10 protein-coding genes are annotated in these 15318 nt (G+C 75.1%); 3 read left to right on the top strand and 7 right to left on the bottom strand.

Going from position 1 to position 15318, the window contains the following annotated elements:
* Nucleotides 1-56 precede the first annotated feature (56 nt).
* The 6 genes from PIR53_16990 to zwf all read right to left on the bottom strand — a co-directional run bounded on the left by PIR53_16990 (nucleotide 57) and on the right by zwf (nucleotide 11512).
* Nucleotides 57-1964, bottom strand: coding sequence for a hypothetical protein (locus PIR53_16990; GenBank protein WZH51701.1), 1908 nt, complete (start codon nucleotides 1962-1964; stop codon nucleotides 57-59).
* Nucleotides 1961-3166, bottom strand: a complete 1206-nt coding sequence (locus PIR53_16985) for a VWA domain-containing protein (protein WZH51700.1) — start codon at nucleotides 3164-3166, stop codon at nucleotides 1961-1963. The genes PIR53_16990 and PIR53_16985 overlap by 4 nt, the downstream gene beginning before the upstream one ends.
* Nucleotides 3163-5604 (bottom strand): DUF5682 family protein, encoded by a 2442-nt coding sequence (locus tag PIR53_16980; GenBank protein ID WZH51699.1) that lies wholly within the window; start codon nucleotides 5602-5604, stop codon nucleotides 3163-3165. Before PIR53_16980 ends, PIR53_16985 begins: the two co-directional genes overlap by 4 nt.
* Nucleotides 5597-6718 carry an AAA family ATPase gene (locus tag PIR53_16975; GenBank protein ID WZH51698.1) on the bottom strand — a complete coding sequence of 374 codons (1122 nt, stop codon included), beginning with the start codon at nucleotides 6716-6718 and terminating at the stop codon, nucleotides 5597-5599. Before PIR53_16975 ends, PIR53_16980 begins: the two co-directional genes overlap by 8 nt.
* Complete coding sequence (locus PIR53_16970; GenBank protein ID WZH51697.1) at nucleotides 6715-9972, bottom strand: DUF4132 domain-containing protein; 3258 nt, start codon at nucleotides 9970-9972, stop codon at nucleotides 6715-6717. Before PIR53_16970 ends, PIR53_16975 begins: the two co-directional genes overlap by 4 nt.
* 79 nt (nucleotides 9973-10051) lie before the next feature.
* Nucleotides 10052-11512: a glucose-6-phosphate dehydrogenase gene (zwf, locus tag PIR53_16965; protein WZH51696.1), complete on the bottom strand. Its 1461-nt coding sequence runs from the start codon at nucleotides 11510-11512 to the stop codon at nucleotides 10052-10054.
* 151 nt (nucleotides 11513-11663) lie between these two features.
* Here zwf and PIR53_16960 point away from each other — a divergent pair, with 151 nt between their 5' ends.
* Nucleotides 11664-12161 carry a hypothetical protein gene (locus PIR53_16960; protein ID WZH51695.1) on the top strand — a complete coding sequence of 166 codons (498 nt, stop codon included), beginning with the start codon at nucleotides 11664-11666 and terminating at the stop codon, nucleotides 12159-12161.
* A gap of 43 nt (nucleotides 12162-12204) precedes the next feature.
* Complete coding sequence (locus PIR53_16955; protein ID WZH51694.1) at nucleotides 12205-13740, top strand: SPFH domain-containing protein; 1536 nt, start codon at nucleotides 12205-12207, stop codon at nucleotides 13738-13740.
* Between the two features lie 68 nt (nucleotides 13741-13808).
* Here PIR53_16955 and PIR53_16950 read toward each other — a convergent pair whose 3' ends face one another.
* The gene (locus tag PIR53_16950; GenBank protein ID WZH51693.1) at nucleotides 13809-14276 is read right to left on the bottom strand and encodes a MerR family transcriptional regulator; all 468 of its coding nucleotides are present in this window, start codon (nucleotides 14274-14276) and stop codon (nucleotides 13809-13811) included.
* Between the two features lie 63 nt (nucleotides 14277-14339).
* Between PIR53_16950 and PIR53_16945 the strand changes: the two genes are divergently transcribed.
* On the top strand, nucleotides 14340-15272 hold the full coding sequence (locus tag PIR53_16945; protein ID WZH51692.1) for an NAD(P)/FAD-dependent oxidoreductase: 933 nt from the start codon (nucleotides 14340-14342) through the stop codon (nucleotides 15270-15272).
* Nucleotides 15273-15318 lie beyond the last annotated feature (46 nt).

Raw genomic sequence — 15318 nt, 5'->3', positions numbered from 1 at the left:
CGGCCGGGCGCTACCTACCCCGGTCGGTCGGCGTCAATCCCGCCTCGCAGAGCACCTCACCGCCCCATCTCGAGCAGCACGGCCAGGTCGAGCAGCGCGGCTGTGTCGAGGTCCTCGCCCGCGGCCACCCGCAGGGCCCCGGCCCAGCGCAGCAGGCCCAGCCCCTCGGCCCGCGCCGCGTGCCCGGTCAGGTCGCGGCGCAGTGCGGCCGCGCCCCGGCGCGCACCCAGCACCAGCAGGCGCCCCAGGGTCTCGGTGACGTCGCTCGTCAGCCGCTGCCACGGGTCGGTCGTGCGTCGGGCCTCCCCCGCCGGGATCTCGCCGGCCGCCGCCGACCCCGGTACGCCGAGCGGCACGACGAGCGGCCCGCCCGACCCGTCGAGCAGCGTCGGCAGCGCGACGAGGCCGTCGGCGCGGCGTACCCACCGGCCCGCCACGGCGGTCGTCGTCCCCGACGCCAACCGCTCCGCCGTCGCCTCGACGCCCGGCAGCGCGCGAGCCGACACGGGCAGCTCGAGCCGCGCCGTCGCGCCCACCTCGTCGACGACCGTCGCCGTCAGCCGGGCCTCCAGCGTGTCGTGACGGACGTCCTCGACGGAGGCGACGCGCACCGCGCCGACCCCCGCCGCGGAACCGCGCGGGGCGAGCGGGCCGGGCACGTCGACCCCCACCGCGATGGCGTCGAGGCGGGCGGCGAGCAGCGGCGAGTCGTCGGGCACCGCCCAGGCCGCGCTGCGGCGTACCGGCGGCGTGCCCCGCGGGAGCACGAGCTCGGCGCCCCGTCGTCGGCTGCGCGGGAGCACCGCGGCGGCGGCGGCCCACTCGGCGTAGGTGCTGCCCGCCCGCGTCCGCGACCCGAGCCGCCGCGCGGTCACGGGCGTGTCCTCCGTGTCGGTCGCCTCCACCGTCAGCGTGCGCACGGCACCGGAGCGCACGTCGCCCACGTAGACCCGCAGCCGACTCCAGCCCCCGACGTGGAGGTGCTCGGCGCCGAGGCCGACGAGCCGCTGGGGGCCGACGGGCTGCTCGGCTTCGGGTACGCCGGCGACCAGTGCCGCCGGGACCCCGCCGGGCCGGGCGAGGGAGCGCAGGCGCGACTCCAGCTCCCCGGCCAGCCCCACCAGCCGGGCCGGCGACACCTCGGCGTCGCGCGCGGCCTGGTGGGCGAGCTGGGCGACGAGGTCGCGCACGACCGCAGCCGGATGGACGAGACCGGCGTCCTCCATCCGCGTCGCGAGACCCACCCCGGCGGCGACGAGCTCCTCCGCCGCGCCGAGACCGAGGGTGACGAGCTGCGTCCACCAGGCGCGCCAGGCGTCGGCGAGGAGGTCGGGATCCGCGGCGGCGCCACCCCGCTCGGGCTCCACGGCGACGAGCCCGTCCCCCGCCCCGTCCGCGGCCGCGTGCGCCAACGCCACGACCGCGTGGTCGAGGTGGGCGCAGCCGGCCTGGCCGCAGTCGCAGCGCGCGAAGCGGGGGTCGGCGTCCGCACCGAACCGCACCGTCGCCTCCCCCGGCACGTGGAGCACGACCGTCGTGCGCTCGCCGCGCTGCACCGTGGCGACCAGCCCGTGGGTCGCGCGCGCCCGCGCCGCCGCTGCTGCCGTGCGGGCGTCGACCGCGCTCCCACCCGCCGCCCCGCCTTCCGCGGGTCGTGGTGCCGGGCCCCGACTTTCCGCAGGGCTCCCACCACGACCGGCCGCAGTGGAGCGCCAGGCCAGCACCGCCCGTACGACGTGGCGACAGCCCCCGCCCGCCGCGCAGTCGCAGCGCCACGAGTCGAAGGACCCGGCGCCGAGCAGGCAGGAGGCGTCCGCCGCCGTCGCCTCGAGACCGGCGTCGGTCTCGACGAAGGTCACCTCGACGGTGCCCTGGTCGACCTCCCGCTCGGCGCGCCGCACCGTGCCGACGTTGGTCAGGTCGCGCAGCACGTCGGGCGTGAGCCCGCTGAGGTCGGGGATCACCGGCGCGGCCCCCGCGACGGGCCGGGCCCCGGTGACGGACCGGGGGGTGCCGCCGGCGGTCCGGCCTCGCGGCGCCCGTCGACGACCTCCGCGACCCACTGCGCGAGCACGTCGGGCGTCATCGCGCCGACGTGCGCCCCGAGCCGGGCGAGCCGGCGGGCCTCCTCCTCGTGGACGGTGACGGTGCCGTCCTCCTCGAGCGCGGCGAGCGCCAGCACGGTCACCCCGCTCTCGGCGAGGTCGCGCACCGCGCCGTGCAGCACCGCCACGTCGCCGCCCTCGAAGAAGTCGCTGATGACGACCACGATCGCGCGGCGGGGCTCGGTCACCAGCGAGGCGCAGTAGCGCACCGCCTTCCCGATGTCGGTGCCCCCGCCGAGCTGCACGCCGAGCAGCACCTCGACCGGGTCGGCGAGCTGGTCGGACAGGTCGACGACCTCGGTGTCGAAGACGACGAGGTGGGTGCGGATCGACCCGACGCCGTGGAAGATCGCCGCCGTCACGGCCGAGTGGATGACGGAGCTGGCCATCGACCCCGACTGGTCGACCGCGACGATCACCTGCCACCGGTCGACCTGGCGACGCACGCGGCTGGCGAACAGCGGTCGCTTGATGACGAGCTGCCCGCTCACCGGGTCGACGTTGCGCAGGTTGGCGCGGATCGTGGCCCGGGCGTCGAAGTTGGCCGCCACGCGCTGGCGGCTCGGGCGCCGCGGGTCGCGGACCCCGGTGAACGGGGTGCGCACCGGCGTCGCCAGCCGCTCCACGAGCTCGGCCACGACCTGGGCCACGACCTTGCGGGCGGCGGCGAGCACGTGCGGCGCCATGAGGCTGCGGTTGCGGAGGATCGCCGTCAGCAACGCCTGGCTCGGGGTGACGGCGGCCAGGGCCTCGGCGTCGTGCACGAGGTCGTCGACACCCCGCGTCTCCACCGCCCGCTCGACCAACCGGTCGGCGACCGAGCGCGGGAACAGCTCCTGCACCTCGTTGATCCAGTCCGTGCTCGTCAGGAAGCCGGAGCCGGTCGATCCCGCCGTCGCCGACGTGCCCTCCTCCAGGAAGCCGAGCGCGTCGTCGAGGCGCGCGTCCACGCCCACCGGGCGGCCCAGCGCGTCGTCGGCCGACGGGCCCAGCATCAGCCGCCACCGCCGGGCGACCAGCTCCTCCTCGTCCGGGCTCGAGGCCCCGGGTGACGCGGTCACCGCGCCGTACCCGCCGTGCCCGCAGCGCCCGACCGCAGAGGCCCCGTGTGCTCCTCCACCAGCGCCCACAGCGCGTCCTCCCGGGCCAGGAGGGCCGCCAGCTCCCGCTCCGGTACGACGAGCTCCACCCCCGCGGGGGACGAGCCCGCAACGGGTCCGGCGCCCAGGTGCGCCAGCAGCGCCCGGCGCTCGCGCGGCAGGAGGCTCGTCGCGGCGCGACGCAGGTCGGGGAGCGCACGGCGGAAGTCGTCGGGCGACCACGTCCGCAGCGCTGCGTCGAGCGGGTCGAAGATCTCCGGTGCGGCGAGGGCGAGGTGGCCGGCGACGGCGAGGAGCCCGGCGTACCACTCCCCCGTGCCCGCCGGGTCCGGCGCACCCTCGGGCCCAACCGCGGCCAGGTCCCGCGGCGCGACCGACGCGAGCAGCCACCGGGCGCCGGTGAGAGCGCCCACCGCCTCCGGGGCGTGGCCCGAACGGGTGCTGCCCCGCGCGAGCTGCTCGGCCACCGCCGCTGCGAGCCGCGGCTCGAGGTCCCGCAGCGCGGGCGACGCGACGACGGCGTCGACGAGTCGACGCAGGGCGATCGCGAGCTGCTCGGAGGACGCACCCGGGCCCTGCGGTCCGAGCCGCTCGACCAGCTCGACGCACCGGAGGCCGACGAGACGCAGCAGCGCCCCGAGGTCGGCGCGGTCGGTCGTGCCGTACCAGCGGTCGAACCGGTGCAGCCGCAGCAGCACCGCGAGCGGCTCGACGAGCTCCGGCAGCCGGTCGACGGCGAGCGTGCCCACCTCGACCTGCTCGCTGAGCCGGCCCGTGAGGTCGGGGAGGCCGCACAGCACCGCGTCGAGGAGCGCGCTGGTGAGGGCCGTGACGTCGCCCTCCGCGGCCCGCCGCCCGAGCACCGCGAGCACGGCCTGCTCGATGCTCGCGCCCCACCGGCTCGCCAGGACCGCCCGGGCCGTCACCGTCGTCCCGCCCCGCACCCGCCACTCCTGGGTCGGGTCCACCCGCGCGCCCACCTGCGTCCCGATCGGGCCCTGCGGGTCGGGCCCCCGCACGTCGCGCACGAGCCGCGCCGCCGGGACGTCGAGCACCCGGAGCCGCTGCAGCAGCTGCGCCCGCTCGCGGTCCGCGTCGTCCTCCAGGTCGAGCGTGTGCGTCGTCGTCCGCGGTCCCAACGGCATCCCCAGCGCCGCGCAGCGCGCCTCCACCTCGACCGCGAGCGGCGGCACGTCGGTGCCCGGCGCCAACCGCCCGACCGCGTCGCCGCGCATCAGCTCACGCACCCGGTTGAGGAGCGGGTGGCCGCCGTCGGCGCTGGTCACGGCGTCGGGTGCCACCGTGTCCTTCACCAGGGTCGAGGTGAGCGCGTCGACGAGGTCATCGCGCCAGGGCCGGGCGTGGCCGCGGAGCGTCGCCAGTCCCAGCATCGCCGCCCGCGCCGCGATGAGGTCGGCCGCCGACACCCCCACGCCGGCGTCGCGCAGCGCGGCGACCGCCTCGGTGAGCACGACGTCCGTCAGCGCCGCGGCGTCCGCGCCGGTCGCCCGGTGCACGCGGTCGTAGTAGCCCGGGCTCGGCTGCCCCGCCAGGTAGCCGCGCTGCTCGTCGAGCGCCGGGTACGACGTCGGCACCAGCGCGTGCCCCGTCTCCAGGTCGGCGGGGGTCGGCGGCGGACCGGCGAGCTCGTCGGCCCGGGGCGGGGCCGCGAGACGTTCCTGCAGGGCCGCCGTGTGGGCGGCGCCGGTGACGACGAGCAGCACCCCGTCGGGGTGGTCGGCCCGTGCCCGGCGGATCTCGGCCGCCATGTGCGCCTCGCGGGCCTCGTCGAGCGCCCGGTCCGCGAGCGCGCGGGCATCACGGCGGGCGTCGCCGTCCGCGCGGATCCCGGCGCCCAGCAGCGCCGCCCTCCGCAGGTAGGTCGCGGTCCCCAGTTCCGGGTCGATCTCCGCCAGCTCGTCCCAGACCGCCGACATCTCCCGCCGCCCCGTGTACGCCGCGAGCCCGTCGAAGAACGACGCGCTGACCTCGTCGGTGCGGTGCAGGGCCGCGCCCTCGGTGGCGGCCGGGCCCGCGTCGTACCCGCCCTCCTCGACGACCACGTGCGCGTGCCACGGCAGATCGATGAACCGCACGTCCGCGCCGACGGCCGCACCGTCGCGCACCGCGTGCCACTCGGGGCTGAACACCGCGAAGGGATAGAGCGCATACGCGACTTGCGTGCGCTCCGGCGTCTCGCGGCGGAACCACGTCATGAGCGAGACCGGCGGCTCGTGCGCGAGCAGCAGCTGGTCGATGCGCGTGTAGTCGGCCGGGCCCTCCACGAGCACGGCCGCCGGGCGCAAGCGGGCGACGAGGTCGCGGACCGCCCGGGTGGCGGCCGGCGAGTGGTGGCGCACGGGCACCCAGCAGATGCCCTGCTCATCGACCTCAGCCATCGAGCAGTCCGCGGGCGGCGTGCAGCTCCTGCCACCGCCCGCCGCGCTCCTTCGCCACCCGCGTCAGGTAGCCCCGCAGGCGGGACCGGTCCTCGTCGGAGTCCTTGAGCGCCGTGCCGAGGAGCGCGCCGACGACGTCCTCGCCGCGCGGCGGCGCGTCGGTGAACCACGCCGAGGAGAGCCCCGTCGCGACCGCGACGGACACGGCCTCCGCCGTCGACATCGCGGTCGACAGCTGCTCGACCGGGCGCCCGTCCGCAGTACGGCCCCGCCGGAGCTCCGCGAACATCGTCACCAGCACCTCGGTGAGGTCGCCGGGCAGTGCGGCCGTGATGCCGGCGTCCGCGAGGATCGCGTCGCTCTGGCGCTGCACGAGCTCCGCCTCGCGGCGCAGGTCGGCGATGGGGTGGATGGTCTCGAAGCTGAAGCGCCGCTTGAGCGCGGCGCTCATGTCGTTGACGCCCCGGTCCCGCACGTTGGCCGTCGCGATCACCGAGAAACCGCGGCGGGCGTGGAGCACCCGGTGCTCGTCCTCGAGCTCGGGCACGACGAGCACGCGGTCGGAGAGCACGGAGAGCAGCGCGTCCTGCGTCTCGATCGGGCAGCGGGTGATCTCCTCGAAGCGCACCACGGCGCCGGTGCTCATGCCGCGGTGCACGGGCGCCGGCACGAGCGCGTCGAGGCTGGGGCCGCGAGCGAGGAGCAGCGCGTAGTTCCACGAGTAGGTGATCGCGTCCTCGGTGGTCGACGCCGTGCCCTGCACGGTGAGCGTGGAGTCACCGGAGACGGCGGCGGCGAGCAGCTCCGAGAGGAACGACTTCGCCGTGCCCGGCTCGCCGACGAGCATGAGGCCACGGTCGGTGGCCAGCGCGACCACGCACCGCTCCACGAGCGCCCGGTCGCCGACGAACTTGGTCTCCAGACCGAGCCCGTCGCGCTGGCCGGCGTCGCCGAGCACGAAGTCGACGACGCTGCGCGGCGAGAGCCGCCACCCCTCGGGCACGCGGGCGCCCGTGCGGCGGTCGCGGTCGGCGAGTCGGTCGAGCTCGTCCGCCCAGCGCGTCTCGGCCGACGGGCGCTGGACGCGGGGCGTCGGGGTGTCCGCCGCGGTCACGCCTCCATCCTCGCCTCGACGGCGGCGAGGGTGCGGCGCACCTCCGAGACCACCACCGGGTCGGCGGTCGTCCAGTCGAGCCGCGGGTCGTCGTGCTGCCACCAGACGTACCCGACCCCACCCTCGACGTACGACAGCGGCACGAGGCTCACGGCGTCCAGCTTCTGCGGGCCCGACTCGTGGAGCATCCCGGCCCACAGCCCGTCGGAGATCTCGAGCACGACACCGACCCCGTGGGTCGGCAGCGCCAGCGAGAACGCGTGGATCACGCCGGCGTCCTGCGGCTCGCCGCGGCGCCAGCCCGCGCGCTCCAGCGTCGTCGACAACGCGCCGGGACCGATCCGCCCGGTCGGCAGACCGGCCAGCGAGGGCCCGTCCTGCCCCTCCGGCAGGCCGAACACCGCACGGTCGAGCTGCTCGACGGGCGAGGTCAGCTCGTAGTCGAGCAGGTGCGCCCGCCACGCGTCCTTGTCCGCCTCGTCGATCGTCAGCGGGTGGGCGAGCGCGATCGTGGCGCCCGCGCCGGGCTCCACGGGGTCCTCGTCGACCGTCACGTACTCCCGGTCGTCCGTCACCCGCACCAGCCGCTCCGTGCCGTCGGCCTCCGTGAGGCGCCACACCAGCGGCCGCACGAGAGCGTTGAGCACCGGGTGCCGGGCGACGTACGCCGCGTGGTCGCCCGCCGACCACACCCGGCCGGTCACCATCGCGCGCTCGAGGCGCGTGGTCTGGATGGAGGCGACGTCGGTGAGCTGCTTGCGCAGCACCGTGAACTCCTTCTTCGTCTCCGCGGCCTTCTCGGCGTCGTCCTTGCTGTTGGGGGCGGGCAGCGACGTCCGCGGCTTCCCCGTCGGCCGCCCGTCGGCGTCGAGCGCGTGCACCACCGGCTTGCCGTCCGCACCGAGGCCGACCCGGAACTGCCGCGGCCCGTAGTCGAGCACCCGCACGCCACGCTCGTCGAGCCCGGCGTCGGGCACCACCCGGTCCTCGAACTCGTCCACCGTGAGGCCCTGCAGGTCGGCGAGGCGCTGCAGCGACTCGTTCGCGGCCTTCTGCACGCCCTTGAACTTCGACTTCCCCGCGATGCCGGAGATGGCCTGCATCGCCGCGTTGGTGCCGGTCGCCGCGAGCGCGTCCAGACCGAGCACGGCGCGCTGGTGCTGGCTCTCGCCTGGCCAGGCGCGGACGAACGGGGTCAGCTCCGCGACGTACCCCTCCGCCCCCAGGAACCCCGACGCGAGGAAGAGCGCCCGCTCCCCCGAGGCGGCGCCGTTGCCGAGGAAGCCCCGCAGGATGCCGCTGCCCACCGCGTCCCGGGCCGAGGCGCTCATGCGCTCCCGGACCGCCGCGACGAGCGGGCGCGGCGCGAGCGTCGGGTCGCAGGCGCTGCGCATGGCGGAGCCGAGCACGACGGCGGTGGCCGCGGCGTCGAGGCGCGCCTCGACCTCCCCGTCGGTCACCCGCACCGGCGGGAGCGCGCCCGTCCACGCCGGGAGCTTCTTCGGCACCTTGATCTTGCTGGGCGGCACCTCGGTGGCCTCCTCGGCCGCCAGCGCCTCGGTCCACCACGCCGGCAGCGCGCCGTCGGCCCCGAGCACCGGCAGCGCGGCGAGGCGCTGCACCTCCTCGGCGACCGCGACCATCGCCGGGTGGCGCGGGGCGAAGTCGGGGTCGACGACGAGGATCTCCCGCACGAGCCCGCCGAGCGCCTCGCGCTCGGTGGGGTCGAGCGGACCCTCGTACGCCGCGAGCAATCCCCGGTGCCGCACGAGCCAGTCGCGGGCGACGGTGCCGGCCTTCGACCGCGCGAGGAGGCGCAGCATCCCGGGCACCGCGCCGGGCCCGTCGACGCGGGACGCGAGGCGCCGGGCCAGCGCGACGGCCTCGCCGCCGCGGCCCTTCGCGCAGACGACCGCCACCGCGCGCTCGAACATCGGCACGCCGAACAGGCCGATCGCAAGGGCAGAGGGCAGCGAGGCGGTGTCCGAGACCTGGAGGCCGTCGGTCTCGGACGCGTCCAGCACCCGGTCCCAGAGCGCCCGGCGGGCGTCGGTGTCGGGCAGCCGCACGGCGGCGGCGACGAGGCGGCTGAGGTGTGCGAGCGAGAGGTAACCGTCGGAGCCGACAGTCATCCCCCCGACGACGTCGGCGTGCTCCTCGGGGCTCGCGAGCAGCACGCTGCGCAGCAGCGCGGGCTGCAGGTCCGGGTCGATGAACCGCGGCGTGCCCTCCTCCGCCCAGCGCGCCCGCGTGCGGTCGAGGGCTGCGTCGACCTCGGCCGCGGTCAGGTCGGGGACGAGCGCGCGGAACGCGGGCGCCCACTCGAGGGCGATCCGCGACGTGATCCGCTCGAGCACCACGGCACGGCCGTCCGTGACGAGGTCGACCGCGATCTCGGAGACGTCGTCGAGGTTGCAGAACTGGACCCCACCGGTGAGGTCGGTCAGTCCGGGCGGCAGCGCGGCCGCCGCGTCCAGCACGACCTCGGAGGCCCGCGCCCGGCGCTGCCGCTGGTCGAGGTGGCCGCCGTACTCCTTCAGCTTCCGCCCCTCCACCCGCGCCTGCTGCCACTCGGCGGAGGTCACGGGGCGCCACCGGCCGTCCTCGTTGACCTCGGGCACGTGCTCCCGCATGTAGGTCCGCCACCACCGCGCCGTCAGCTCGCCGGGCACGCCCGCGAACGGCGGGCTCGCGGCCCACTCGTGGCGGCGGTAGTCGGAGGTGTCCGCGACCAGGTTCGTCTCGGCCGCGGCCTCGCAGGCGGCGACGACCTCCTCGGGGGAGCCGTCCGGGTCGGCGGCGGGCGCCGCTGGTCCCTCGGGGAGCGCGGCAAGCTCCAGCGGGTGCCAACGGAAGCCGAGGTCGCCGGGCTCGAACGCCTCCGGCTCCGGTATGTCGCGGTCCGCCTCCGGCGGACCTGCGGGCGCGGCAGCGGGCTCAGGCGTGGGTGCGGGTGCCGGGTCCGGGGCCGGTGCCGGGGCCGGTGCGGAAACCGGTTCGGGCGCCGCGGCGGGTGCGCTCCCGGCCGCGGGTGCGGCGCCGGCACCCGCCTCGACGTACCCCTTCTTCACCTTCGCGGCGACCAGCTTCTCGGCGTCGGCGGCCGCGGCCGCCGCGTCGGCGTGCGTCTTCTCCTTGACCTGGCCGTTGGTGCCGTTGCGGCCGTAGTGCACGACCACACGGGCGCCCTCGACCCCGATCGACCAGAACTTGTCCGCCGAGCCGTCGACCAGCTCGAACCTGCGCATCTCCATGATGACCCCCACCTCCGGTGCGCTGGCTACCCCCGGCCGGGCCGGTTCAACCCCTGCCGCGCGCGCCGTCACCGAGCGTTCACGCGTCGTCGCGCGTCGTGCGCTCCCGCCACTTCCGTTCGAACGGGAGCCGCCACGCGCGCGGCGCGATGAGCTGGTGGATCTGGTTGGGGCCCCACGTGCCCGGCTCGTAGGGCCGCACCGGCGGCGGGTCCTCCAGCAGCGGGGTCGAGATCTCCCAGAGGCGCTCGACGCCCTCGGCCGTGGTGAACAGCGTGTGGTTGCCCTTCGTGGCCTCGAGGATCAGGCGCTCGTAGGCCTCCAGCACCGAGCCGGCCCACGTCGTGTCCTCCACCGAGAACTGCATCGACACCTTGTCGAGCCGGAAGCCGGGCCCGGGCCGCTTGCCGTAGAACGACAGCGACACCCGCGCCTGGTCCGCCAGGTCGAAGGTGAGGTGGTCGGGACCGTGCTGCCCGATCCCGGAGCCCTCGGGGAACATCGACTTCGGCGGCTCCTTGAAGGCGATGGAGATGATCCGCTGACCTTCGGCGAGCTTCTTGCCGGTGCGCAGGTAGAACGGCACCCCCGCCCAGCGCCAGTTGTCGACGAAGCAGCGCAGCGCGATGAACGTCTCCGTCTCCGACTCGGGGTCGACGCCCGGCTCGTCCCGGTAGCCCAGGTACTGCCCCCGCACCACGTCGTCGGGGTGGATCGGCAGCATCGACCGGAAGACCTTGAACTTCTCCTCGGTGATCGACTGGGGGTCGAGCGCGGTCGGGGCCTCCATGGCCGTGAAGGCCAGCACCTGGAAGAGGTGGGTGACGACCATGTCGCGGTAGGCACCCGTCGACTCGTAGAACGACGCCCGCTGCTCGAGGCCGAGCTTCTCCGGCACGTCGATCTGCACGTGGTCGATCATGTTGCGGTTCCACACGGGCTCGAACAGACCGTTGGCGAAGCGGAACGCGAGGATGTTGAGCGCCGCCTCCTTGCCGAGGAAGTGGTCGATGCGGAAGACCTGCGACTCGTCGAAGACGGCGTGCACGGCCGCGTTGAGCTGCTTCGCGCTCTCGAGGTCGGTGCCGAACGGCTTCTCCATGATGACGCGCGAGTCCTCGACCAGGTCCGCGTCCCGCAGGGTGTGGATCACCGCGAGGGCGGCCCGCGGGGGCACCGACAGGTAGTGCAGCCGCCGCTGCGGTCCCTCGCACTGGGCCTCGGCCTCCTCGACGGCCGCGCGGAGCGACTCCGCCGTGCCGCCCGGGGCCCAGAACAGGCGCTGCGCGAAGTCCTTCCACTCGGCGTCGGTGGTGTCGGGGGAGAACTCCTTGATGGCGCGATGGGCGAACTCGACGAACGAGTCGCGCGTGTGGTCCTCCAGCGACGTGCCGACGATCTGCACGCGGGGCAGCAGTCCCGAGCGCAGCAGGTGCAGCATCCCGGGCAGCAGCTTGCGCCGCGCGAGGTCGCCGGTCGCGCCGAACAGCACGATCGTGGTCGGGGGTCCGGGCGTGCCCTGGGGGTGTGCGCTCGACATGACGTCCAGCCTGCCACGCCGATCCGACAGTCCCGGGTGCTCTTCCCCACCCTGGGGATGCGGCCCGACGGCGACGCCGCAGGTGTGCGAGGGTGGAGGCGGGGGTAGGACCAGGTGCACCGCCCCCTTGGCCCGAGGAGACGTGCTGCCCGTGACCCCTTTCGTGATCATCGGGATCTGTGGTGTCGGCGTGCTCCTGCTCTCGCTCCTCCTCGACGGCATCTTCGACCTCGACGGCCTCGCCGGTGACTGGTTCTCCACGGCAGCGCTCGGCGGTTTCATCTCCGCCCTCGGCTTCGGCGGCGCGATCGCGCAGGGCGCCGGTGCCCCCCAGCTCGTGGCCACCGGCGTCGGCGTCGGCGCCGGTCTGCTCGTCGGTTGGTTCAGTGCCTGGCTGACCCGCCTCGTGCGGTCGGGCGCCACCGACGAGACCCCGACGACGCGTGACGTCGTCGGCTGGGACGCCCAGGTCGTGTCCGCGATCCCCGAGGGCGGGTACGGCGCGATCACGGTCCGCCGCGGCGGCCACACCTTCCGGTTCAACGCCCAGGCCGAGCGGGCGCTCCCCGCCGGCACCGAGGTGCACGTCACCGGCGTGCTCTCACCGACCGCCGTGACGGTCGCCGCGACGTACGACGTCCTCCCCTGACCCCCGCACGACCTGCACATCCACGACCGAAAGGCCCATGTACATGGACCCGGTACTGACATCGATCATCGGATTCGTCGTCCTCTTCGTGCTGCTGGTGCTGCTCATCACCAGCCGCTACAAGGTCGCCGGCCCCAACGAGGCGTTCATCGTCACGGGCCGCAAGGGCAAGGCGGTGGTCAACCCGGAGACGGGCGAGCTCACCACCGACCTCTCGGGCCAGAAGGTCGTCATGGGTGGCGGCACGTTCGTCATCCCGTTCGTCCAGAAGCTGGGCAACCTCGACCTGTCGTCGCGCCGCATCTCGGTGCAGATCCGCGGCGCGGTCTCGGGCCAGGGCATCAAGCTCAACGTCGAGGGCGTCGCCATCGTCAAGGTGGGCGGCAACGCCGACCAGATCCGCCTCGCCGCGCAGCGCTTCCTCTCGCAGCAGGGCGACATCGAGCCCTTCACGCAGGAGGTGCTCGCCGGTGCGCTGCGCTCCATCGTCGGTGGCCTGACGGTCGAGCAGATCATCCGCGACCGTGCGGCGTTCGCGCAGCGCGTGGCCGACGAGTCGGAGAACTCGCTGACCGGCCAGGGCCTCATCCTCGACACGTTCCAGATCCAGGACGTCACCGACGACGGGTCCTACCTGGCCGACCTCGGTCGTCCCGAGGCGGCGCGCATCCAGCAGGAGGCCTCGATCGCGGAGGCCAACGCGCGCCAGGCCGCCGAGCAGGCGCGCATCGCCGCCGAGGAGGAGATCGCGATCTCGCAGCGCGCGCTCGCGCTGAAGCAGGCCGAGATCCGCGTCGAGACCGACGCCGCGCAGGCTCGCGCCGCCGCGGCCGGGCCGCTCGCGCAGGCCGACCAGGACCAGGCGATCCTGCTCGAGCAGGAGAAGGTCGCCGTGCGCCAGGCCGCGCTGACCGAGCGCGAGCTGGAGACCAAGGTGCGCAAGCCGGCCGACGCCGAGCGCTACCGCGTGGAGCAGGACGCCGAGGCGAAGCGCTCCGCCGAGATCGCCGCCGCCGAGGCCCGCAAGGCCTCGACGATCGCCGCCGCCGAGGCCAAGGCCCAGGAGGCCCGCCTCAACGGTGAGGCCGAGAAGGCCCGTCGTTCGGCGCTGGCGGAGGCCGAGGCCATCGAGGGTGAGCGCCGCGGTGCCGCCGAGCGCGCCCGTCGTGTCGCCGAGGCCGACGCCGTCCGCGCCGAGGGTGAGGCCAAGGCCGCCGCCGTGCTCGCCGTCGGCCAGGCCGAGGCCGAGGCGATGGACAAGCGCGCCGAGGCGTTCGCGCACTACAACGAGGCCGCCGTGCTGCAGATGCTCATCGAGGTGCTGCCCCAGATCGCGAAGGAGGTCGCGGCCCCCATCGCCGCGATCGACAAGCTCACCGTCGTCTCCACCGACGGCGCGGGCGCGATCCCGAAGCAGGTCACCGACAACCTGGTGCAGACGCTCGACATGCTGAAGACGTCGACCGGTCTCGACCTCGACGCCCTCATCAAGCGCTCCGTCGGTTCCGCGACCGACAAGATCGGCCTCGGGGCCGGCTCCTCGGGCGCCGGTGACGCCGCGGAGCAGCCCACCACCTGATCCCCGCCCGGGACGTCATGCGCAGCGGTTGCCCCCGCAGCCACCGCGCATGACGTCCCGCGGGGTCCTCAGTCGGCGGTGGCCCGCGCGCGGCGTACCGCCCCCTCCCAGCTCGCCTCGGGCGGCAACGAAGGACGCGGCCGCGACTCGTCGAGCAGGTCGGCGAGGAAGCCCTTGTAGCGCGGGCAGTTGGTGACGTCGTGCGCCCGGCAGCCCAGGGCGTGCTCCGTCATCTCGCGCCACAGCTCCATCGACCGCATCCGCTCGGCGATGTCGTCGAGGTGGGCCTGCAGCACCTCGCGCCGTCCCTCCGCCTCGCTGTCGAGCAGGATCCGGATCTGCCCCAACGTCATCCCCGCCGCCTTGTTGCGCACGATCGCCGCGATCCGCACGATGTCGCGCTCGACGTAGCGCCGCCGTCCCGCACCGTCGCGCCCCGGCTCCAGCAGACCCTCGTCCTCCCAGTGCCGCAGCACGTGGGTCTCGAGCCCGAACCGGGCGGCGGCGGCCCCGATGCTCCACTCGCTTGACTTCATCCCGACATGAAGTCACAGGCTGGTGACCAGCGCAAGCACCCACCACCTGTGAAGGAGCACCCCATGTCCGAGATCCGTGACGCCCTCGTCGTCGGCGGCGGCCCCGCCGGCCTCCAGGCAGCCCTCACCCTGGGCCGCATCCACCGCTCGGTGACGCTCGTCGACTCCGGTCGCTACCGCAACGCGACCGTCGAGCACATGCACAACGTCCTCACCCACGACGGTCGCCCGCCCGTCGAGTTCCGGGCGCAGGCCCGGGAGCAGCTGGCCGACTACGACGTCGAGCTCCGTGAGACCGTCGTCGTCTCCATCACCGGGGACAAGGCGACCGGGTTCGTCGCCACCCTGGGCGACGGGACCACCGTGCGGGCCCGCCGCGTCGTGCTGGCCACCGGCCTGCGTGACGAGCTCCCCGCGAAGGAGGGTCTCGACGAGCTCTGGGGCACCGTCGCCGCGCAGTGCCCGTTCTGCCACGGCCACGAGTTCCGCGACGGCCACCTCGTGGTCCTGGGCGCCGGCGCTCCCCAGGTGCACGGCACCGCCCTGATGCGCCGCATCGCGGGCCGCATCTCGGTGCTCGCCGACGGTCAGCCCGTCGAGCCCGAGGTCCGCACCCAGCTCGAGGCACTCGGCGCGACGGTCGTGGAGGCAAAGGTCGAGCGCTTCGAGCGGTACGGCGCGGGCACGCGCGTCCTGCTCTCGGACGGCGAGGCGATCGAGGCCGTCGGCGTGCTGGTGACGCCGACCTTCCACCAGGCGGCGCCCTTCGCGGAGCAGCTCGGGCTCACCCTGCTGCCGTCCGGCTGCGTCGAGATCGACGACATGGGCCGCACGAGCCTGCCCGGCGTGTTCGCCGGCGGCGACCTGGCCCACCGTCCGTCGTTCCCGATGCCGATGCCGTCCGTGGTCAGCGCGATGGCCGCGGGCCAGATGGCCGGCGCCGCCACCGCCGCCGACCTGCTCGCCGACGACATGGCCGCCCTCGGCGCCGACTGAGGGGGTGGTCGGTTCCCCGGTCAGCCGGGGAACCGACCGCTTTGAC

The organism is Nocardioides alkalitolerans, assembly GCA_038184435.1.
In the GTDB taxonomy this organism is placed as follows: Bacteria; Actinomycetota; Actinomycetes; order Propionibacteriales; family Nocardioidaceae; genus Nocardioides; species Nocardioides alkalitolerans_A.
Note: the sequence above shows the minus strand (reverse complement) of the source record. Positions and strands in the feature narration are given on the sequence as shown.

Excerpts from the sequence above, each read along its gene's own strand:
- PIR53_16955 (WZH51694.1), top strand. The coding sequence starts at position 12,205 with ATGGACCCGGTACTGACATCGATCATCGGATTCGTCGTCCTCTTCGTG.
- PIR53_16950 (WZH51693.1), bottom strand. The coding sequence starts at position 14,276 with ATGAAGTCAAGCGAGTGGAGCATCGGGGCCGCCGCCGCCCGGTTCGGG.
- zwf (WZH51696.1), bottom strand. The coding sequence starts at position 11,512 with ATGTCGAGCGCACACCCCCAGGGCACGCCCGGACCCCCGACCACGATC.
- PIR53_16945 (WZH51692.1), top strand. The coding sequence starts at position 14,340 with ATGTCCGAGATCCGTGACGCCCTCGTCGTCGGCGGCGGCCCCGCCGGC.
- PIR53_16970 (WZH51697.1), bottom strand. The coding sequence starts at position 9,972 with ATGGAGATGCGCAGGTTCGAGCTGGTCGACGGCTCGGCGGACAAGTTC.
- PIR53_16980 (WZH51699.1), bottom strand. The coding sequence starts at position 5,604 with ATGGCTGAGGTCGATGAGCAGGGCATCTGCTGGGTGCCCGTGCGCCAC.